This window comes from Ciceribacter sp. RN22, assembly GCF_024054295.1.
GTDB classification, from domain to species: domain Bacteria; phylum Pseudomonadota; class Alphaproteobacteria; order Rhizobiales; family Rhizobiaceae; genus Allorhizobium; species Allorhizobium lividum.
The window spans coordinates 1,253,399-1,273,172 of the sequence record NZ_JAMXLD010000001.1 but is presented as its reverse complement, the minus strand read 5'-3'; the positions used below and the strand labels follow the sequence as shown (position 1 = coordinate 1,273,172).

Genomic DNA, 19,774 nt, shown 5'->3' with positions numbered 1-19,774 from the left:
CACGGTCGTAGCTTGGACCCCGGACCCACGCGTCGAACTCGCGGTGTGGTTCACCCCCACCCGCCGCATCGCGGCGACCTCCCCCTCAAGGGGGAGGTGGGGAGCGCGGCACCAGCGGCCACCACTCTCCCCCCTTGTGGGGGAGATGTCACGCAGTGACAGAGGGGGGGGAAACCCCGAATACGAACGTTTGCCTGAGGATTGCAGCATGACACGCGAAAAGATCTACCTCTTCGACACGACGCTCCGCGACGGACAGCAGACGCCGGGCATCGACTTTTCCGTCGAGGACAAGATCGCCATCGCCTCGATGCTCGACGACTTCGGCTTCGACTATGTCGAGGGCGGCTATCCCGGCGCCAACCCGACGGACACTGCCTTCTTCACGCAGAAGCGCACGAACCGCGCCGCCTTCGTTGCCTTCGGCATGACCAAGCGGGCAGGCATTTCCGCCTCCAACGATCCGGGCCTCGCCCAGCTCCTGCAGGCGAAGAGCGATGCCGTCTGCTTCGTCGCCAAGAGCTGGGACTACCACGTCAAGGTCGCGCTCGGCTGTACCAACGAGGAGAACCTCGCAAGCATCCGCGAGAGCGTCGAGGCGGCGATCGCCGCCGGCAAGACCGCCATGGTCGACTGCGAGCATTTCTTCGACGGCTACAAGGCCAATCCCGACTATGCCGTCGCCTGCGCGAAGACCGCCTACGCGGCGGGCGCCCGCTGGGTCGTGCTCTGCGACACCAATGGCGGCACGCAGCCGCCGGAAGTCGGCACGATCGTCGCCGCCGTCATCGCTGCCGGCGTGCCGGGCAGCGCGCTCGGCATCCACGCCCACAACGACACCGGACAGGCGGTTGCCAATTCGCTGGCCGCGATCGAGGCCGGAGCGCGGCAGATCCAGGGAACGCTGAACGGCATCGGCGAACGCTGCGGCAATGCCAATCTCGTGACGCTCGTCCCGACCCTCTGCCTCAAGGAAACCTATGCCGAGCGTTTCGAGACGGCGATCGACCATGAGACGCTCGCCGGCCTGACACGGCTCTCGCACGCCTTCGACGAGCTGTTGAACCGCTCGCCCGAGCATCAGGCGCCGTATGTCGGCGCGTCCGCCTTCGCCACCAAGGCGGGCATCCACGCCTCCGCGCTGCTCAAGGACCCGCGCACCTACGAGCATGTCGATCCGGCGAGTGTCGGCAATTTCCGCAAGGTCATGGTCTCCGACCAGGGCGGCAAGGCGAATTTCATCAACGAGCTGAAGCGCCGCGGCATCGCGGTCGAGAAGGACGATCCACGCCTCGACCGGCTGATCTCGATCGTCAAGGAGCGCGAGGCGACCGGCTATGCCTACGAGGGCGCCGATGCGAGCTTCGAGCTGCTCGCCCACCGCACGCTCGGCACCGTTCCGGACTTCTTCTCGATCGACGGCTTCCGGGTGATGGTCGAGCGGCGCTTCGATGCCAACGGTCACCTGAAGACCGTGTCCGAGGCCGTCGTGAAGCTCGTCATCGACGGCGAGAGCGTCATGTCGGTCGCCGAGGGCGACGGCCCGGTCAACGCGCTCGACATCGCGCTTCGCAAGGACCTCGGCAAGTACCAGGCCGAGATCGGCGACCTCGAACTCACCGACTACAAGGTGCGTATCCTCAACGGCGGCACCGAGGCGATCACTCGTGTCCTCATCGAATCCGGCGACGCGACGGGCGTGCGCTGGTGGACGGTCGGCGTGTCGGAGAACATCATCGACGCCTCCTTCCAGGCGCTGATGGATTCGATCGTCTACAAGCTGATGAAGAACCGTCAGCTCGCAGGCAAGATCGCGGCGGAGTAAGGCCCGCCTCGGATAGTCGGCAGGCTATGACGCGCCGCGACACGGCTCGCGGCGCGGGAGCCGGCGTTCAATTCCGGTCACCGACCCTTCACCGGAATGAATTTGTCCATTCGTGACTCATGGAGTATCGCAAGCGCCTAAAACAACAAAGGATGGAAACGCCATGGCGACCGACACCGCCGTCGAGGTCAAGAACGAGGACAGCGCGCGCGGCTTCGCCTTTGCGCTCGCCGCCTACATGCTCTGGGGTTTCCTGCCGTTCTACATGAAGGCGGTCGCCCATATCCCGCCGACGGAGGTCATCGCCCACCGCGTTCTCTGGTCGATCCCGATCGCCGGCAGCGTGCTCCTCATCCTCCGGCGAACGGACGACCTGAAAGCGGCCATCCGCAATCCGCGCATGCTCGGCATGGCCGCGGTCACCGCCCTGCTCATCAGCATCAACTGGGGCATCTATGTCTGGGCGATCGGCGCGGGCCGTGCGCTCGACACCGCGCTCGGCTATTTCATCAATCCGCTGTTCTCGATCTTCCTCGGCGCCGTGCTCTTGAAGGAGAAGCTCGCGCCGGCGCAGAAGGTGGCGATCACGCTCGCCGCCATCGCCGTCGCGGTGCTGACCTACGACGCCGGTGGACTGCCCTGGGTGGCGCTCGGCCTCACCTTCTCCTGGGGCTTCTATGCCTTCTTCCGCAAGACCCTGCCGATCGGACCGAACCAGGGCTTTCTCCTCGAAGTGCTGCTGCTCAGCGTGCCGGCGCTCGGCTACATCGCCTATCTCGGCGCGACCGGCCACGGCCACTTCTTCTCGACCGGAGCGAGCGACGCGCTGCTGCTGCTCGGAACCGGCGTCGTGACGGCGGTACCGCTGCTCTTCTACGCCAACGGTGCCAAGCTCCTGCGCCTCTCGACCATCGGCATCATGCAGTACCTGCCGCCGACGATGATCTTCCTGATCGCGGTCTTCGTCTTCAAGGAGCCATTCGGCACCGCCAAGATGATCGCCTTCCCGCTGATCTGGCTCGCGCTCACCATCTTCGTGTGGCCGATGCTGAGGCAATACCGCAAACAGTAAGGGCCGAGACAGTCAGAGCTTTGCGATCACCTCGTCGGCGCCGTCGAGGTCGCGCACGCCCTCGACCTTCTCGAGGATCGCCGGGATGATGTCCTCGACATTGTCGATGACGAGCGGCTGCACCCGCTCGGCGGTGTGGATGAAACCCTGCTCGCGCATGTGGCGGAGCAGTTCCAGCATCGGGTTCCAGAAACCGTTGATATTGGCGAAGACCATCGGCTTCTCGTGACGGCCGAGCTGTGCCCAGGTCATGATCTCGACGATCTCCTCCAGCGTACCGATGCCGCCCGGCAGCGTGATGAAGGCGTCGGCGCGCTCGAACATCTTGTGCTTGCGGGCGTGCATGTCCTCCGTGACGATCAGCTCGTTGAGCTGGCCGAGGGAATGGCGCGTCGCCTCCATGTCCACCAGGAATTCGGGGATGATGCCGGTGACCTGTCCGCCGTTCGACAGCACCCCGCCCGCAACCGCTCCCATGATGCCGCGGGTGCCGCCGCCGTAGACGAGCCGCAGCCCGTGCGCGGCGATCGACCGGCCGAGCGCGCGGCCGGCGGCGATATGGTCGGGATCGCGTCCCGGCTGGGAGCCGCAATAGACGCAGACGGATCGAATCGTATTCATGTTTTCGCTCATGAAGGAAGAAAGACAATCATGCGCCGGCAAGGTCAACCGAATTGACGAAAAAGCTGTCGGCGCAAAGCCGCCATCCGTTGAGAAAGCTTGTGAAAGTGGCGAGATAAGGCTAGCAATTCCAAGGGATATGGCGGCCTATCCGCCCGGAGAGTGACTATGATGAAAAATCGTGCCGGCTTGCTGGCCTTGCTGGTGCTCGCGATTGCGACGATCCTGATGGTGTTCTTCGTCATGCCGAGGATTTCGGACGACGGGAAGGACAAGGCCCAAACGACGACAGCAAGCGGCGATGCCGCCAAGACGCCTGCGCCCGAGCCCGCCAAACCCTCGGGAGACCTCGCGGCGGCGAGCGAGAAGATGGGGCGCCTGAAGGCCGATGCCGAAAAGGCCGCCCAGGCTCTCGTCTCGCTCTTTGCCGACGGCAAGGTGCCCGCGGCAGAAGCCTATGCCGGTGCGAAGGCGGAAGTCGAAAAGGCGCTCTCCGCGCTCGCCACGCTTGACATACCCGACGTGCTCGAAGCCGGCGTCAAGGAGACGATGACGGCCGCACGCGGCAATGCCGAAAAGGCGCTCGCCCTCCTCAGGACCTTGCCTTCCGATCCGGCCGCCGCGGCGACCGCCATCGGCAAGGTCATCGACGCGCTGGCGGGCAAGCCTGACATGGCGCCGGAAGCCCTGGCACCTCAGGCTGAGGCTCCGGCCGCGACGGAGCAGCCGGCTGCCGCCGATGCACCGGCGACCGGCCCGATCATCCCGCGCTTCGACGTGCTGCGCGTCGAACCGGACGGCTCGGCCGTCATCGCCGGCAATGCCGAACCCGGCTCGAAACTCGCGATCGTCGACGGCGACACGGTCATCTTCGAGACCGAGGTGGGCATCAGCGGCGACTTCGCCGTCATTCTCGACAAGCCGCTCTCGCCCGGCGACCACTCGCTCGAACTGCGCGTCACCGGCAAGGACGGAAAGGTCGTCACTTCGGAAGAGGTCGCGACGATCTCCATTCCCGAGAACGGCAACGGCAACCTGCTCGCCATGGTCACCAAGCCCGGCGAGGCGAGCCGCGTGATTACGGCACCGGAAACCGTCAACCAGGCCGACAAGAAGGCCCGTGTTCCGTCGGAAGAGGCTCCTGGCGCGCAGACGGCCGAAGCACCGCCGGCCACGGCGGCACCGCAGGACGCTGCAGCGACACAGCAGCCCACCGAGGCCGCCAAGCCCGCACCCGCCCCCGAAGTCCAGGTGAGCGCCGTCGAGATCGAGGGCGATCGCATCTTCGTCGCCGGTACCGCCGCGCCGGGCAGCGCGGTTCGCGCCTCGGCGGACGACACGCTGATCGGCGCCGCGACGGCGGACAACACCGGTCACTTCGTCATCGAAGGCACGATCGCGCTTGCGGTCGGCGATCACACGATCCGGGCGGAACTGCTCGACGCGGACGGCAGGGTGCTGGTGCGCGCCTCCGTGCCGTTCAACCGCCCCGAAGGGCACCAGGTCGCCGTGGTCGCGCAGTCGAAGGCTCCGGAAGCCGGCCAACAGGCTGCCATGGTGCCGCTCGACCGTGCAACCTTCGAAACCATGCGTGGCTCGGTCGGCAAGGCCTTCGGCATCCTGCAGGGGCTCTTTGCCGACGGCAAGAAGCCGGCAGCCGAGGAGCTCGCCGCCGCCCGTTCGGCGACCGAGATCGCCCTTCAGTCACTCATCGACTATCGCCTCGGCGCGGGTGTCGATTCCGACTATGCCCAGTTCGTGACGCAGACGGCGGCGCGTGCCCGCAACGCGCTCGAAGCGCTGAAGGCGCTTTCGGCCGACGCCGACTCGGTCCGCGACGGGCTGCCGAAGATCGCCGAACTGATCAACGCCGTCCTCGAGCCGCTGCCGGCCGCCGCGGTCGCCGAAGCCCAGCCGCCCGCGGAGAAGGCGGAAGCGCAAGCAGAACCCGCCGCTCAGCCGCAAGCGGCGGCCCCGGCAGCGCAACCGGCACAGGCTCCGACAGAAACGGCCGCCGACGCCCCGAAGACGATCGAGCAGGCACCACTCACCGAGAGCAAGAACACGGTCATCATCCGCCGTGGCGATACGCTCTGGCAGATCTCGCGCCGCGTCTACGGTCTCGGGGTTCGCTACACGACCATCTATCTCGCCAACGCCAACAAGATCAGCAATCCGGACCTGATCGAGCCCGGCCAGGTCTTCCAGGTGCCGCACGATGCCCTTCCGAATGCGGAAGAGCTGCATCGCAAGCGCCTGCAGGGCGAGACGATCGACTGACGGCGGTGCGGAGGCGGGCCCCGTCAAAAGTTTCGGGTCCTCCATTGCACACGCATATTCGAAATCCTATGTGGCGAAAGTCGGCGGCCTCCGAGAGGCCGCCGATTTCATCTGACGACGGTTGACGCGAGGGGCAGGCAACATGACGAAGAAGAAGACCGTATCGGCGGATTCCTCCAATCCGCTCGAAACGCTGGTCAATCTCTGGCCGTACATGTGGCCCTCCGGCCGGCCGGACCTCAAGGCGCGCGTCGTCTGGGCGACGGTCTTCCTCGTCATCTCGAAGTTCATCCTGCTTCTCGTTCCCTACTTTTTCAAATGGGCGACCGATGCGCTGAACGGGCGGCTCGACATGGTCGGGCTGCTGCCTGCCTTCCTGCTCGGCGCCGTCGCGCTCGTCATCCTCTACAATCTCACCCGCATCGCCCAGGTCGGGCTCAACCAGCTCCGCGACGCGCTTTTCGCGAGCGTCGGCCAATATGCGGTGCGCCAGCTCGCCTACCGGACCTTCGTCCATATCCACCAGCTCTCGCTGCGCTTCCATCTGGAGCGCAAAACCGGCGGCCTCTCGCGCATCATTGAACGCGGCACGAAGGGCATCGAGACGATCGTCCGCTTCACGATCCTCAACTCCGTGCCGACCTTGCTCGAATTCCTGCTGACGGCCGTGATCTTCTGGTGGGGCTACGGCTTCTCCTATCTCGCCGTCACCGCGATCACCGTCTGGGCCTATATCTGGTTCACGATCAAGGCGAGCGACTGGCGCATCGGCATCCGCCGGTCGATGAACGACAGCGACACGGAGGCCAATACGAAGGCGATCGACTCGCTCCTGAACTTCGAGACCGTCAAGTATTTCGGCAACGAGGAGATGGAGGCCAAGCGCTACGACAAGTCGATGGAGCGCTACGAAAAGGCGGCGACCGACGTCTGGACCTCGCTCGGCTGGCTGAACTTCGGCCAGACGGCGATCTTCGGTCTCGGCATGACCGCCATGATGGTGATGTCGGCGCTCGCCGTGCAGCGCGGCGACCAGACGATCGGCGACTTCGTCTTCGTCAATGCCATGCTGCTGCAGCTCGCGATGCCGCTCAACTTCATCGGCTTCGTCTACCGCGAAATCCGCCAGGGCCTCACCGACATCGAGCAGATGTTCGACCTCCTCGAAGTCGATCCGGAGGTGACCGACAAGCCGGGGGCGCCGGAGCTGGCGATCGCAAAGGGCGCCATCTCGTTCAAGGACGTGCATTTCGCCTATGATCCGCAGCGGCCGATCCTGAAGGGCATCTCCTTCGAGGTTCCGGCCGGCAAGACCGTCGCCGTCGTCGGCCCGTCGGGTGCGGGAAAATCGACGATCTCGCGTCTGCTCTACCGCTTCTACGACATCCAGAAGGGCTCGATCACCGTCGACGGACAGGACGTCCGCGACGTGACGCAGAAGAGCCTGCGCTCGGCGATCGGCATGGTGCCGCAGGATACCGTTCTCTTCAACGACACCATCGCCTACAACATCCGCTACGGCCGTCCCTCCGCGACCGACGAGGAGATCCAGGCCGCAGCCGAAGTCGCCCAGATCGCCCGCTTCATCAGCGACCTGCCGGACGGCTTCCAGACGAAGGTCGGCGAACGCGGGCTGAAGCTCTCGGGCGGCGAGAAGCAGCGCGTGGCAATCGCCCGCACGGTCTTGAAGGCACCGCCGATCCTCATCCTCGACGAGGCGACGTCGGCGCTCGACACGACGACCGAGCAGGAGATCCAGGCCGCCCTCGACGTGGTCTCGGAAAACCGCACGACGCTCGTCATCGCCCACCGGCTCTCCACCGTCATCGGTGCGGACGAGATCATCGTTCTCAAGGGCGGCGAGATCGCCGAGCGTGGTACCCACGGAGAACTGCTCGCGATGAACGGCCTCTACGCCTCGATGTGGAACCGCCAGCGCGAAGCGATCCAGGCGGAGGAGCATCTGCGTCAGGTTCGCGAGAGCGACGACATGGGCGTCGTGGTCCGCCGCACGCCGGCGGTCTGACCGTCGTCAGGCTTCGCTGGCGTAACCGGACTGCCGCAGAGCGATGCAGATGCGGTTGCGGCCGGAGCGCTTCGCCCGGTAGAGCGCCTCGTCGGCCTCCTTCAGGGCGTCCCAGAGCGTGCCGCGCAACGGATCGAGCTCCGCGACGCCGATGCTGAGCGTGCCGGCCGGCTCGTCGACATCGGGAAGGAAACCGGCATCCGACACCTGCCGGCGCATCGAATCGGCGATCTCAGCCGCCTGCATCAGGGTGAAGCCGGGAAAGAGGGCATAGAATTCCTCGCCGCCCGCCCGTGCAATGGTGATGCCGTCGCCGGCGCAGCCTTCGAGCAGGGCTGCGGTCGCGCACAGCACCCGGTCGCCCTCCGCATGGCCGAACTGGTCGTTGATCGACTTGAAACGGTCGAGATCGATGACTGCGACCGAGACCGGACGCCCTTCCCTGCGGGCGAGCTCGATCGCCTCGGTGGCGATCTCGAAGAACTTGCGACGGTTGTAGGCATTGGTCAGCGGATCGCGCGCTGCGGCGTCGATCAGCCGCACTTCGAGACTCTTGCGGTCGGTGATGTCGAGCATGGCGCCGGCGATGCCGCGAAGGCGCCCGTCCTCCGAGACGATCGCGGCCTTGTGGAAGGCGACGTGATGGAGCGATCCGTCGGCATAGCGCACCTCGCACTCGTAGACCTGCTCGCCGCCGCGGGCGAGGAGCGCGTCATCGGCCTGCTGATAGCGGCGTGCCAGATCCTCCGGCGCCACGTCGTAGACGGAACTGCCGATCACCTTTTCGGTCGGCAGGCCGATAAACCCTTCGAATGCCTTGTTGCAGCCGACATAGGTGCCCTCGCCGTTCTTGAAGAAGATCGGCGTCGGCAGGCTGTCGATGCAGGCCTGCAGGTAGTCGCGCTCGACTTTGACCTGGGCCAGGTCCCGACGCATCCGCCGGCGTCTCGCAAGCACGGTGCGGGCACGAGCGAGGCAGAGAGTCATGTCGTCGAGGCGACCGAGCAGCAGAACGTCGTCGAAGCCCGCCTGCAGGATGTCGTCGGCGCGGGGCGCGCCGAAGGCTGCGTCGGCGACGCCGATCAGGTACTCGTCCGGTCCGAGGATCTGGCGGACCGCGACTGCCGTCGACACGGGATGCTCGGCGCCGAGCGGCACGAAGCAGATCGCCACGCCGGCCCCTTCGGGCTTGCCGGGACGAAGGTCGAACCCTTCCAGTTCGGGAGGGATCGAGACCTCCCCGGTGGAATGCCAGTAAAGCGGGGCGGCATCCTGCCGTGCATTCACTCCCGCAGTGCTGCAGAATCCGTGCATGAGGAACACTTCCCAAGTAGAAGGCGCAGCGACGAGCGCCGGAGCCGTGCCTGTGTTCGACGAACCAGCGCCGATATTAAGAAGCAACCGTTGATACTTAGTACATGACAGTTGCCAACCTGCGAATGCATCGTCCAAGAATGATACAGATTGCCGCGCGCACTGTCTTTCGAGACTGTGCCATTGCCCCCGGCGGGCTTTCGCGGTAGTCAGCAGGCCTGATTTCCCGCGAGGAGACGATCCCCATGAATTTGCTCGACACCGTCCGCAACACCATCGTTCCGATTCACAAGGAAGGCTATCCCTTTGTCGCCGCCTTCTTTGCAGGGTCCCTGGTTCTCGGCTGGATCTCCGAGCCGCTGTTCTGGGTCGGCATGGTGCTGACCGTCTGGTGCGCCTATTTCTTCCGTGATCCGGAGCGCGTCACGCCGCAGGACGACGATCTCGTCATCAGCCCGGCCGACGGCAAGGTGTCCTCGATCCAGATGGTCGTGCCGCCGGAAGAGCTGCAGCTCGGCAACCAGCCGATGCTGCGCATCTCCGTCTTCATGAACGTCTTCAACTGCCATGTGAACCGCGCGCCCGTCCGCGGCCGCATCACCAACATCGCCTATCGCGAAGGCTCTTTCCTCAACGCCGAACTCGACAAGGCGAGCCAGGAGAACGAGCGCAACGGCCTGGTGATCGAAACCACGCACGGCAATATCGGCGTCGTGCAGATCGCGGGCCTGGTGGCCCGCCGTATCGTCTGCTGGGCGAACCCGAACGAAACACTCACCGCCGGCGAACGCTTCGGTCTCATCCGCTTCGGCTCGCGTCTCGACGTCTTCCTGCCGGCCGGCGCCGAACCGCGCGTGGCGCTCGGCCAGACGGCCGTCGCCGGCGAGACGGTGATTGCGGAATTCGGCTCGGCCAAGGGCCCCGTCGTCAGCCGCCGCAGCTGATCGCCGTCGGCAAGGAGGGCGAGATGGAAGCGCAAGTACCGCCGAGCGAACCGAAGAACAGCCATGACGGTGCCCGAGGCCCGCGGCTCCGGGAAATACCCCTTCGCCTGATCGTGCCGAACCTCATCACGGTGCTCGCGATCTGCTCCGGCCTCACCGGCATCCGGCTCGCCTTCGAGAACCGCTACGAACTCGCGGTGACGCTCGTGCTTGCCGCCGCCTTCATCGACGGCATCGACGGGCGCGTCGCGCGGCTGATGAAGGCGACGTCCAAATTCGGCGCCCAGATGGACTCCCTCGCCGACATCGTCAATTTCGGCGTGGCGCCGGCGCTCGTGCTCTACGTCTTCATCCTCGACCAGGCCCGCTCCATCGGCTGGATCGCCGCCCTGATCTACGCGATCGCCGCAGGCCTGCGCCTCGCCCGCTTCAACGTCATGGCGGAGCGCGAGCACAAGGCGCCCTGGCAATCGGAATATTTCGTCGGCGTCCCGGCCCCCGCCGGCGCCCTCATCGTGCTTCTGCCGATCTATCTCGGCTTCCTCGGCGTGCAGCCGACGGCACCGGTCGCCTATGTCGCCGCCGGATACACGGTGCTGATCGCCGCCCTGCTGATCAGCCGGCTGCCGGTCTGGTCCGGCAAGTCCGAGACGCAGAAGATCCGCCGTGACCTCGTGCTGCCGGTGACGCTCGGCATCGTCGTCTATGTCGCACTTCTGATGAGCTTCACCTGGGAAGTGCTGTCGGTCACCGTCATCGCCTATCTCTGCACGCTGCCCTTCGGCGCCCGCGCCTGGCACAGGCGCTTCGGAACCCTGATCGTCATGGACGACGTCGGCGACGGCAACGAAGCGGAACTTGACCGCGGTCTGTGAAATCTCTATCCGCCTCCGGCCATCATCCGAGCGAATCACCGTCGTGTGCTTTGCTCTCGGATTATGTCCGCGTTGACGAAACGTGATTTGCCGGAACCGTCGTTTCGATCAAGTTCTAAGGCAAAACCATAAAAAAATCATAGGGACTGGAAGCAATTCAGGAGAACGGAAATGACTGGGAAGAAGGCGGCTGACGCCGCGCCCCCGAAGCAGAATCTCGACGGCAACTATCGACCGCTCGGCCTGAAGGCCGTGATCGCGGCGGCGCTGATGTTGAAGCGCAACTCCTCGAAGAAGGCCGCATAGCTGATCGACGGCGGTCAGAACAGCGACATCTGGCCTGACCCCGCCTCCCCGTCCGTCTTCTCGACCGGCGGCAGACTTTCGGCCACCGCCGCCTGAACTGCGGGTCCCGTGTTGCTCACCTTGTTGACGAGGTTCGACACGGGGACCGCCTCGAAGAAGTCCTCGGCGGGTGCCGCGAGAAGATCGGTGACCTCGCGCGGCTCGTAGGCGCGGCAATCGAGCCAGCGGTCATAGTCCTCCGGTGCGATCACTACCGGCATCCGGTCGTGGATGCGGGCGATGGAACGGTTGGAACCGACCGTCAGGATGGCGCCGGTGTCGACCTCGGAACCGTCCGGCGACGACCAGGTCTCCATCAGGCCGGCGAAGGCGATGACGCCGCCGTTGCGCGGCCTGATCCAGTAGGCCTGCGATTTCTCGTCGCTGCCCTTTTCCGGCCGGTGCCATTCGTAGAAGCCCGAGGCCGGGACGAGCACGCGACGATGGCGCATGGCCGCCTTGAAGGAGGCCTTGCCGATCGCCGTCTCCGCACGGGCGTTGATCAGCAGCGGAAAGTCGTTGGGGTCCTTCACCCAGGACGGCATCAGCCCCCAGCGGACCAGGATTGCCCGGCGCTCCGGCATGTTGCTACCCGGCTCGCGGCGCTCCGACTGGATGACCACGAGGATCGGCTGGGTGGGCGCGATGTTGTAGCGGGCGGGAAAGGCCTCGAGCTCGAATAGCCCGAGCGCGTCCCGTACCTCTTCGGGCATCGCCGACAGTGAAAAGCGTCCGCACATGCGCGGATTGATGGCACCACCGTGGCGGCCGGTCAAGGAGAGGACGAGGGCATTGCGCGGCGGCGCCGATGCCGCAATACTCCGCGAAGCGGCTCTCATTCGACGAAATCCGGGCCAAGAAGGAGAGGACGACCTATATTCATGAGCATGACGAAGACGTCCTTTGCCTCAGCCTCGTCGGCGATCGTGGAACGTGACGGCCGCATCCTCCTCGTGCGCCGGCTCAATCCGCCGGCCGCCGACCTTTACGCTTTCCCCGGCGGCAGGGCCGAACCGGGCGAGACGCCGGCCGAAACGGCTCTGCGCGAGCTGCAGGAGGAGACGGGCCTGCGCGGCGGGAACCCGCGGCTCTTCCATTTCTACGAGCTCGCGGCCGAGGCGGAAAGCGGCACCGGCGGCTTCATGCTCTCCGTCTTCCTCGTCGACGTCGAGGACGAGACGGAGGCGCTCGCCGCCGACGATGCCGCTGATCTCGGCTGGTACCGACCGGACGAGATTGCCGGCTTGCCCGTGCCCCCGAGCATTCTCGACTGCCTCGAAAGGCTGGCGCGTGCCCGTGATGACCGCTGACATCAAAGCGCGCTCGCGCGTCTCCGCCACCATGGCCACTGCCCTTCTCGTCGCGTTGCTCGGCGCCCTGCCCGCCGCGGCACAGGAGGCGTCACCGCCGCCGCCCGTGGAACAGCAGGAAAAGCCAGCCCCTTACGACACCCAACTGATTCGCCTTTCGGAGATCATGGGCGCCGTCCAATATCTTCGAAACCTCTGCAGCGGCTCCAGCGAGCCGGAATGGCGCCGGCAGATGGAGAAACTGATCGAAATCGAGACGGCGGGAGCGCCGAAACGCCGCGAACGCATGGTCGCGGCCTATAATCGCGGCTATCGCTCCTTTGCGTCGGTCTATACGACCTGCACGCCTTCGGCCGCCACAGCCGCCGAGCGCTACCGTGCCGAAGGCGCAACACTTGCCATGGAAATTGCGACCCGCTACGGAAATTAGCGAATAATTAACCCGTTTCGACACGACCCCGTGTCGTTTCAGGAAAAGGCTGCTAGTGTTGTTAACACGTGAGTAAGAACTGATTGCATCGAGGATGAGTATCATGGAACCGCGCCGCAACGACATCGACGACATGATCGTTCACGAGAAGATGCAGGCCGCCCTCGAATACCAGAACGAAGCCTGGGCGGACGGCATGGCCGACGGCATCGAGCCGGAAATCATCGCCGACGCCGCCTTCGCACTCGCCATGCGCGAGACGATTCGCATTCACGGAGAGGAAGGCGCCGAGGCCATCCTCGAGCAACTCAAGGCCCGCATGGTTGCAGGCGAGTTCTCCCCGACGCGCAGCATCCAGTAATCGACGAAGAGGGACGGCGATGAAGAAGGCGTCCGCTCGGGCCAGCCGGCATCGCGATTTGCGCCGCCTGGCGACCACTCTTATCGCCGGCATGATGCTCGTCGGAACCGTCGGCAGCGCCGCGGCACTTTCGGAATTGAAACAGATCGGCGGGCAGCCGGCCGAAGAGCCCGCCCCGACCGTGGAGGATACGCCCGGTGCAGAGCCGCCTTCGGGCGGAGTCATCGGCATACCGGACCCCGACCCGCTGATCAGCACGCCTGACGACAAGGCGGACACGACGAGCGGCGCCGAGGATGCTCCCGAGGACCAGGGACCGCCGCCAGAGGTCATCTACGACATCGAGAAGGCGCCGGAGCCGGTGCGCAAGCTGCGGCAGCTGATCATCGAGGCCGCAGCATCGGGCGATATCGAGCGGCTGAGACCTCTCCTCAATCCCGGTCCGAACCAGACGCAGGTCATGCTCGATTCGGCCGATCCCGATCCGATCGCCACGCTCAAGGGCCTTTCCGGCGACAGCGAGGGCGTCGAAATCCTGGCGATCCTGCTCGACGTTCTCTCCACCGGCTTCGTCCACATCAATGCCGGCACGCCGGAGGAGATGTATGTCTGGCCCTATTTCGCGGAGAAGCCGCTTTCCACGCTGACGCCCCCTGAAAAAGTGGAGCTGTTCCGGATCGTCACGGCCGGCGACTTTGCGGACATGCAGGAATCCGGCAACTACAACTTTTTCCGCGTCGGCATCTCGCCGGACGGTCAGTGGAAACTCTTCACGGCCGGCGACTGACACCGGCGCTTGCCGTTTGCCCGCCAAGCCCTTAACTCTCTGACATCGCAACTTCGGAAAATCGCAGACGATGCCAGCAGCGTTTCTTCCAGATCGCGCCCTGATCCGGGTTTCCGGAGCGGAGGCGGAGCACTTTCTCCAGAACCTCGTCACGACCGACGTGGCGGCGCTGCCTGTCGGCGAAGCCCGGCCCGGCGCGCTCCTGACCCCGCAGGGAAAGATCCTCTTCGATTTCCTGATTTCGCGCGACGGTGACGGTTTCCTTCTCGAAACCGCGGCCGGCCAGCAGGCCGATCTCGTCAAGCGGCTCACCATGTACAAGCTGCGCGCTGCGGTCACCATCACGGCCGAACCGGAAGCCGGCGTCACGGTCTCCTGGGGCGATGAGCAAGACGCAGCCGCCCTTCTCGACAGGCGGTTTGCGATCGCCGGGACGGTGCTTGGCCGCCGGCCGGGCCGGTATGCCGGGGAGGACGACGGCGCCTACCTCAACCTCCGGATCGCCGCGGGCATCGCCGAATCGGGCGCCGACTTCGCGCTCCAGGACGCCTTTCCCCACGATGTCCTGATGGACCGCAACGGCGGCGTCGGCTTCAAGAAGGGCTGCTATGTCGGCCAGGAAGTGGTCTCGCGGATGCAGCATCGCGGGACGGCCCGCCGGCGGGTCGTGCTCGTCGGTGGCGAGACGCCTCTGCCCACGCCGGGAACGGAAATCACCGCCGGCGGAAAGCCGGTCGGCACGCTCGGTTCCGTCCATGGCGAGAAGGGCCTTGCGATCGTCCGCATCGACCGCGTCGGCGAGGCGCTTACTAAGGGCGTACCGGTGCTCGCCGGAGAAACCGCTTTGACCGTTAGCCTTCCGGCCTGGTCGGGTCTCGATTTCCCGACGGTCGCCGAGGAGGCCTGACCGGTGCCGCCGCTCACGCAGATGAAATCGCGGGCCTGGCAGCGGATGCTCTCCGGCCGGCGGCTCGACCTCCTCGATCCCTCGCCGCTCGACGTCGAGATCTCCGACATCGCCCACGGTCTTGCCCGCGTCGCCCGCTGGAACGGCCAGACCTCCGGCGACCATGCCTTTTCCGTCGCCCAGCACAGTCTGCTCGTCGAGGAGATCTTCCGCCGCGGCCACCCGAAGGCGAGCGCCGACGACCTGCAGATGGCGCTGCTGCACGACGCCCCGGAATACGTGATCGGCGACATGATCTCGCCCTTCAAGGCCGTCGTCGGCGGCGACTACAAGGTGGTCGAGAAGCGGCTAGAGGCGGCCGTCCACCTGCGCTTCGGCCTGCCGCCGCATCCCTCGCGCACCCTCAAGGACGAAATCAAGAAGGCCGACCGGATCGCCGCCTATTTCGAGGCGACGGAGCTTGCCGGCTTCGCGCCGGCGGAAGCGCGGAAATTCTTCGGCCAGCCGCGCGGCTTCGACCGCACCACGCTGATGGTCGCGCCGCTCCCCGCCTTCGAGGCCCAGCGACGTTTCGTCGAGCGCTTCGAGGCGATCGAGGCGGCGCGGGCGCAAGCCAGGAAGGCGGCACCGTGAGCGCGATCGTCGTCTCCCCCCTCGCCCGCATCGCCGAAATGGCCGTTCGCCACAAGGCGCGGGAAATGATCAGCCTGCTCGCGGAAGGGCAGGATTTCCATCGGCCCGGCGTGATCGACGCGGCGCGCCACCTGAAGCTCGGCATCCACGACATAACCTTCGCCGGCACCGGCGATCTCGTTGCGCCGCAGGAGGTCCACGTCGCACAGATCATCGATTTCGCCCGCAGCTGGGACCAGGCTTCTCCCCTCGTCGTCCACTGCTGGATGGGGGTGTCGCGCTCGCCGGCGGCAGCACTCGTCGCCAGCCTCGCGGTCCGGCCGGACGACGACGAGATGGAACTCGCTACCCGCCTCAGGCAGGTCTCGCCCTACGCCACGCCGAATGCCCGGATCGTCGAGATCGGCGACCGGCTGCTCGGGCGCGGTGGTCGGCTCGTCGCGGCGGTGAAAGCGATCGGCCGCGGTGCGGATGCCGACGGAAACGCGCCTTTCGTGCTGCCGCTAACGCCTTCCGGAGACCGCCTGCCATGACGGCGGCAAGCTCGCCGATCGAGATCAGCCTCGACGCGGCGATCGTCGCCGTTTCCGGCGGCAATCCGCAGATCCTCGTCGTCAGCGATCCGGCGAGCGAACTCGAAAGCCTGCCCTTCGGCCCGTTCGATCCGGCGCGCTACCGCACCATGGAAATGTCGCTGCGCGTCGCCGTGGAGGCGCGCACCGCGCTCCACATGGGCTATATCGAACAGCTCTACACCTTCGGCGACCGCGGCCGGCACAAGATGCCCGGCGACACCGGCCCGCATCTCGTCTCCGTCGGCTATCTGGCGCTGACGCGCATGGATCCGGAGCGGACAGCGGCCCTTTCCGCCGCCGGCGTGCACTGGCGCGACTGGTACAATTATCTTCCCTGGGAGGACTGGCGCCAGGGGCGTCCGATCCTCCTCGACGAGGTCATCCTGCCGGCGCTGCGGCAATGGGCGGAGGAGGCAGGCGGCGATGCCGCGGGTGCCGCCCGGCTCTCACGCCGCTCGCGCCTGAAGCTCGCCTTCGGGCTCGATGACTTCCCGTTCGACGAGGAACGGGTGCTCGAGCGCTACGAACTGCTCTACGAAGCCGGCCTCATCGAGGAGGCCGTCGCCGACGGTCGCGTCTGGCACACAGGGCTTGCGGCCCGGCTCGGCGTGCCGATGCGCTTCGACCACCGCCGCATCATGGCGACGGCAATCGCGAGACTTCGCGGCAAGCTCAAGTATCGCCCGGTCGTCTTCGAACTGATGCCGCCGGAATTCACTCTTACCGAATTGCAGGCGACGGTGGAGGCGATATCCGGCCGCCATCTCCACAAACAGAACTTCCGCCGCCTGGTCGAGGGCGCCGAGCTGGTCGAGCCGACCGGCGGCACTATGGCGGCAACCGGCGGTCGCCCGGCCGCCCTCTTCCGCTTCCGCCACCAGATTCTCGAAGAGCGGCCCGCGCCTGGACTGAAGGTCGGAGGACGCTGAACGCTTCCGCCTCAGGCGATCGTAATGTCCAGCCCGATGTCCAGCGTCGGCGCGGCCATGGTGATCTTCGAGGTCGAGATGTAGTCGACACCCGTCTCGGCGATCGCCCGGATCGTCGAGAGATTGACGTTGCCGGAGGCTTCGAGCATCACGCGGCGGCCCGCAGCCCAATAGCCCGCCTCGTCGAGACCGCTATGCTCCCGGTTGATGGCCACCGCTTGGCCCAGCGTCTGCGGCCCCATGTTGTCGAGCAGGATCGCGTCCGGTTCCGCCGTCAGCGCCTCACGCATCTGCTCGAGTGTGTCGACCTCCACCTCGACCTTCACCAGATGGCCGGCATAGCTGCGGGCCGCACGCACCGCCTCGGCCACGCCTCCGCAGACGGCGATGTGGTTGTCCTTGATGAGGATCGCGTCATCGAGCCCGAAGCGATGGTTCGAGCCGCCGCCGAGCCGGACGGCATATTTCTCCACCGCCCTGAGCCCCGGCAGCGTCTTGCGGGTGCAGGTGACCCTGGCGCGCGTATGGGCGATCTCGGCGGCGAAGCGCGCCGTGTAGGAGGCGACGCCCGAAAGATGCATGAGGAAATTGAGCGCCACGCGCTCGGCCGAAAGCAGCGAGCGGGCGGAACCGCTCACCCGCGCGATCGGCGTCCCCGGACCAACCCGGTCGCCGTCTGCGGCGATCGCCTCGAAGACGACGGCGGGATCGACGATGCGGAAGGCCGCACGCGCAAGCTCGATGCCGGCGACGATACCCTCCTCGCGGCTGTTCATCTCGGCCGTCGCGACGCGCTCCGGTGCGATCGTCGCATAGGTGGTGATGTCGCCGGCGCGGCCGAGATCCTCGGCGAGCGCCGCCTTCACCTGGTCCTCGATCATCAGCGCCGGAAGGACGGGGCGGAAGGTCTCTGCGGTCATGGTGGCATTCCCCTTCTTGTCACGTTACCCGGCAATCTCGGCGGCCGTCCGCTCGGCATCCTTCAGCGTCATGTAGGTGCGGTGGCGCCAGCTCTCGACCGTATCGGGGCAGTCCGAGCGGAAATGCCCGCCGCGGCTCTCCTCGCGACGATAGGCGGCGGTCGCAATGAGCTTTGCCGCCGCCACCATGTTGGAAAAGCGGATGCGGGTGTTCTCGCGCTCCAGCCGCGCAATGTCGCGGATGAGGGTCTTCAGCCCCTCGCCGGAACGGATAACGCCGGCCTCCGCCGACATCCGCCGGCGCAGCTCGGCAAGCTGCGGGCTGTCCTCCAGCGTGACGAGCTCGTCGTTCTCCCCGGCGTTCTTCGGCCATTCGTAGAGCGTCGATTCCGGCAGCATGCCCTTGATGTTCTCGGCGATGCGGGCTGCGAAGACCACGGCCTCCAGCAGCGAGTTCGACGCCAGGCGGTTGGCGCCGTGCACGCCGGTCGAGGTCACCTCGCCCGCCGCCCAGAGCCCGTCGACGGTCGTCTTGCCATCGGCATCCACCAGCACGCCGCCCATGTGGTAGTGCACGGCCGGAACGACCGGGATCGGCTGGGTGACCGGGTCGATGCCCGCTTCCATGCAGGAGGCGTAGACGGTCGGGAAGCGTTCGCGGAAATGCGCGCCGACCGCCTTGGTGCAGTCGAGGAAGGCACCGCGTCCCGCCTTCACCTCGGCGAAGACGCCGCGGGCCACGACGTCACGCGGTGCAAGCTCGGCATCGGGATGCAGGTCGGTCATGAAACGATGGCCGGCGGCGTTGACGAGGATCGCTCCGTCACCACGGAGCGCCTCGGTCGCAAGTGGCGCCGGATCGCGGCCGATGTCGATCGCGGTCGGATGGAACTGCACGAATTCCGGGTCGGCGATCATCGCGCCGGCCTTCGCCGCCATGCCGAGACCTGCGCCGCGCGCCTCCGCCGGATTGGTCGTCACCTGGTAGAGATGGCCGATGCCGCCCGAGCACATCACCACCGCGCGCGCCGGGAAGGCAACACGGGTCTTGGACTTGCCGGCGTCCGGCCTTGCGATGACGCCCGAGACGAAGCGGCCTTCGACCACCAGTTCCTCGACGACATAGCCTTCCATGACGCGGATCGAGGGTGTGTTGCGGACAGCGGCGATCAGCGCCTCCATGATCGCCTTGCCGGCCTGGTCGCCCTTCACGCGCACGATGCGGCGCTCGGAATGGGCGGCCTCGCGCGAGAGCAGGAGCTGGCCTTCGAGGTCGCGGTCGAAGGGAACGCCGTAGGAGAGAAGGTCGCGGATGCGGTCCGGCCCTTCCGAGATCATCAGCCGGGCGATCTTCTCGTCGACGATCCCGGCACCGGCGGCGAGCGTATCGGCAAGGTGCTTCTCGACCGTGTCGCCTGGGCTCATCGCCGCGGCGATGCCGCCTTGCGCCCAGGCGGAAGAGGCGCCGTGGCCGATCGGCGCGGCGGCGAGCACGGTGACGGGACGCGGGGCGAGTTTCAGCGCGCAGAACAGGCCGGCAAGCCCGCCCCCGACGATCACGATGTCGTCGATGCCCTGCCACGACTGCGGCCGGATGGATTCGATATTGGTGGGCATCAG

20 protein-coding genes are annotated in these 19,774 nt (G+C 66.2%); 15 read left to right on the top strand and 5 right to left on the bottom strand.

Annotation, left to right across the window (positions count from 1 at the left end):
• Positions 1-208 precede the first annotated feature (208 nt).
• Both cimA and rarD read left to right on the top strand, forming a co-directional pair.
• Positions 209-1,825, top strand: coding sequence for a citramalate synthase (cimA, locus tag NHF53_RS06315; RefSeq protein ID WP_252833537.1), 1,617 nt, complete (start codon positions 209-211; stop codon positions 1,823-1,825).
• A 163-nt stretch (positions 1,826-1,988) separates the two neighbouring features.
• On the top strand, positions 1,989-2,897 hold the full coding sequence (rarD, locus tag NHF53_RS06310) for an EamA family transporter RarD (RefSeq protein ID WP_252833536.1): 909 nt from the start codon (positions 1,989-1,991) through the stop codon (positions 2,895-2,897).
• Between the two features lie 12 nt (positions 2,898-2,909).
• Here rarD and NHF53_RS06305 read toward each other — a convergent pair whose 3' ends face one another.
• Positions 2,910-3,530, bottom strand: a complete 621-nt coding sequence (locus NHF53_RS06305; RefSeq protein ID WP_114361948.1) for a TIGR00730 family Rossman fold protein — start codon at positions 3,528-3,530, stop codon at positions 2,910-2,912.
• Positions 3,531-3,686: 156 nt separating this feature from the next.
• On the opposite strand from NHF53_RS06305, the gene NHF53_RS06300 reads away from it, so the two are divergent.
• The gene (locus tag NHF53_RS06300; protein ID WP_252833535.1) at positions 3,687-5,798 is read left to right on the top strand and encodes a LysM peptidoglycan-binding domain-containing protein; all 2,112 of its coding nucleotides are present in this window, start codon (positions 3,687-3,689) and stop codon (positions 5,796-5,798) included.
• A 142-nt stretch (positions 5,799-5,940) separates the two neighbouring features.
• Entirely contained in the window at positions 5,941-7,824 is a 1,884-nt protein-coding gene (locus NHF53_RS06295; RefSeq protein WP_114361946.1) for an ABC transporter ATP-binding protein/permease, read from the top strand.
• Between the two features lie 6 nt (positions 7,825-7,830).
• On the opposite strand, the gene NHF53_RS06290 is transcribed toward NHF53_RS06295, so the two are convergent.
• Positions 7,831-9,138, bottom strand: a complete 1,308-nt coding sequence (locus NHF53_RS06290) for a diguanylate cyclase (protein ID WP_252833534.1) — start codon at positions 9,136-9,138, stop codon at positions 7,831-7,833.
• Positions 9,139-9,383: 245 nt separating this feature from the next.
• On the opposite strand from NHF53_RS06290, the gene NHF53_RS06285 reads away from it, so the two are divergent.
• From NHF53_RS06285 to NHF53_RS24065, 3 genes are all read left to right on the top strand, one after another.
• Entirely contained in the window at positions 9,384-10,082 is a 699-nt protein-coding gene (locus tag NHF53_RS06285) for a phosphatidylserine decarboxylase (protein WP_252833533.1), read from the top strand.
• 23 nt (positions 10,083-10,105) lie between these two features.
• A complete protein-coding gene (pssA, locus tag NHF53_RS06280; protein ID WP_252833532.1) occupies positions 10,106-10,957 on the top strand; it encodes a CDP-diacylglycerol--serine O-phosphatidyltransferase in 852 nt (283 codons plus the stop codon).
• 171 nt (positions 10,958-11,128) lie between these two features.
• Positions 11,129-11,263, top strand: coding sequence for a hypothetical protein (locus tag NHF53_RS24065; RefSeq protein ID WP_256481253.1), 135 nt, complete (start codon positions 11,129-11,131; stop codon positions 11,261-11,263).
• A gap of 14 nt (positions 11,264-11,277) precedes the next feature.
• On the opposite strand, the gene NHF53_RS06275 is transcribed toward NHF53_RS24065, so the two are convergent.
• Positions 11,278-12,042 carry an SOS response-associated peptidase gene (locus tag NHF53_RS06275; protein WP_252834928.1) on the bottom strand — a complete coding sequence of 255 codons (765 nt, stop codon included), beginning with the start codon at positions 12,040-12,042 and terminating at the stop codon, positions 11,278-11,280.
• A gap of 147 nt (positions 12,043-12,189) precedes the next feature.
• On the opposite strand from NHF53_RS06275, the gene NHF53_RS06270 reads away from it, so the two are divergent.
• The 8 genes from NHF53_RS06270 to NHF53_RS06235 all read left to right on the top strand — a co-directional run bounded on the left by NHF53_RS06270 (position 12,190) and on the right by NHF53_RS06235 (position 17,234).
• Entirely contained in the window at positions 12,190-12,612 is a 423-nt protein-coding gene (locus NHF53_RS06270; protein WP_252834927.1) for an NUDIX hydrolase, read from the top strand.
• Entirely contained in the window at positions 12,602-13,042 is a 441-nt protein-coding gene (locus NHF53_RS06265; RefSeq protein ID WP_374591039.1) for a TIGR02301 family protein, read from the top strand. The genes NHF53_RS06270 and NHF53_RS06265 overlap by 11 nt, the downstream gene beginning before the upstream one ends.
• Before the next feature lie 103 nt (positions 13,043-13,145).
• Positions 13,146-13,403 (top strand): hypothetical protein, encoded by a 258-nt coding sequence (locus NHF53_RS06260; RefSeq protein ID WP_170141799.1) that lies wholly within the window; start codon positions 13,146-13,148, stop codon positions 13,401-13,403.
• 19 nt (positions 13,404-13,422) lie between these two features.
• On the top strand, positions 13,423-14,190 hold the full coding sequence (locus NHF53_RS06255) for a hypothetical protein (protein ID WP_374591036.1): 768 nt from the start codon (positions 13,423-13,425) through the stop codon (positions 14,188-14,190).
• A 70-nt stretch (positions 14,191-14,260) separates the two neighbouring features.
• Positions 14,261-15,097 (top strand): folate-binding protein YgfZ, encoded by an 837-nt coding sequence (locus NHF53_RS06250; RefSeq protein ID WP_252833531.1) that lies wholly within the window; start codon positions 14,261-14,263, stop codon positions 15,095-15,097.
• Positions 15,098-15,118: 21 nt separating this feature from the next.
• On the top strand, positions 15,119-15,730 hold the full coding sequence (locus NHF53_RS06245; RefSeq protein WP_252834924.1) for an HD domain-containing protein: 612 nt from the start codon (positions 15,119-15,121) through the stop codon (positions 15,728-15,730).
• A complete protein-coding gene (locus tag NHF53_RS06240; protein ID WP_252833530.1) occupies positions 15,727-16,263 on the top strand; it encodes a tyrosine phosphatase family protein in 537 nt (178 codons plus the stop codon). The genes NHF53_RS06245 and NHF53_RS06240 overlap by 4 nt, the downstream gene beginning before the upstream one ends.
• Positions 16,260-17,234, top strand: a complete 975-nt coding sequence (locus NHF53_RS06235; RefSeq protein ID WP_252833529.1) for an NAD regulator — start codon at positions 16,260-16,262, stop codon at positions 17,232-17,234. Before NHF53_RS06240 ends, NHF53_RS06235 begins: the two co-directional genes overlap by 4 nt.
• Positions 17,235-17,245: 11 nt before the next feature.
• On the opposite strand, the gene nadC is transcribed toward NHF53_RS06235, so the two are convergent.
• Together nadC and NHF53_RS06225 are read right to left on the bottom strand one after the other, a co-directional pair.
• The gene (gene nadC, locus NHF53_RS06230) at positions 17,246-18,154 is read right to left on the bottom strand and encodes a carboxylating nicotinate-nucleotide diphosphorylase (RefSeq protein ID WP_252833528.1); all 909 of its coding nucleotides are present in this window, start codon (positions 18,152-18,154) and stop codon (positions 17,246-17,248) included.
• A gap of 24 nt (positions 18,155-18,178) precedes the next feature.
• Positions 18,179-19,771, bottom strand: coding sequence for an L-aspartate oxidase (locus NHF53_RS06225; protein WP_252833527.1), 1,593 nt, complete (start codon positions 19,769-19,771; stop codon positions 18,179-18,181).
• Between the last annotated feature and the right edge of the window lie 3 nt (positions 19,772-19,774).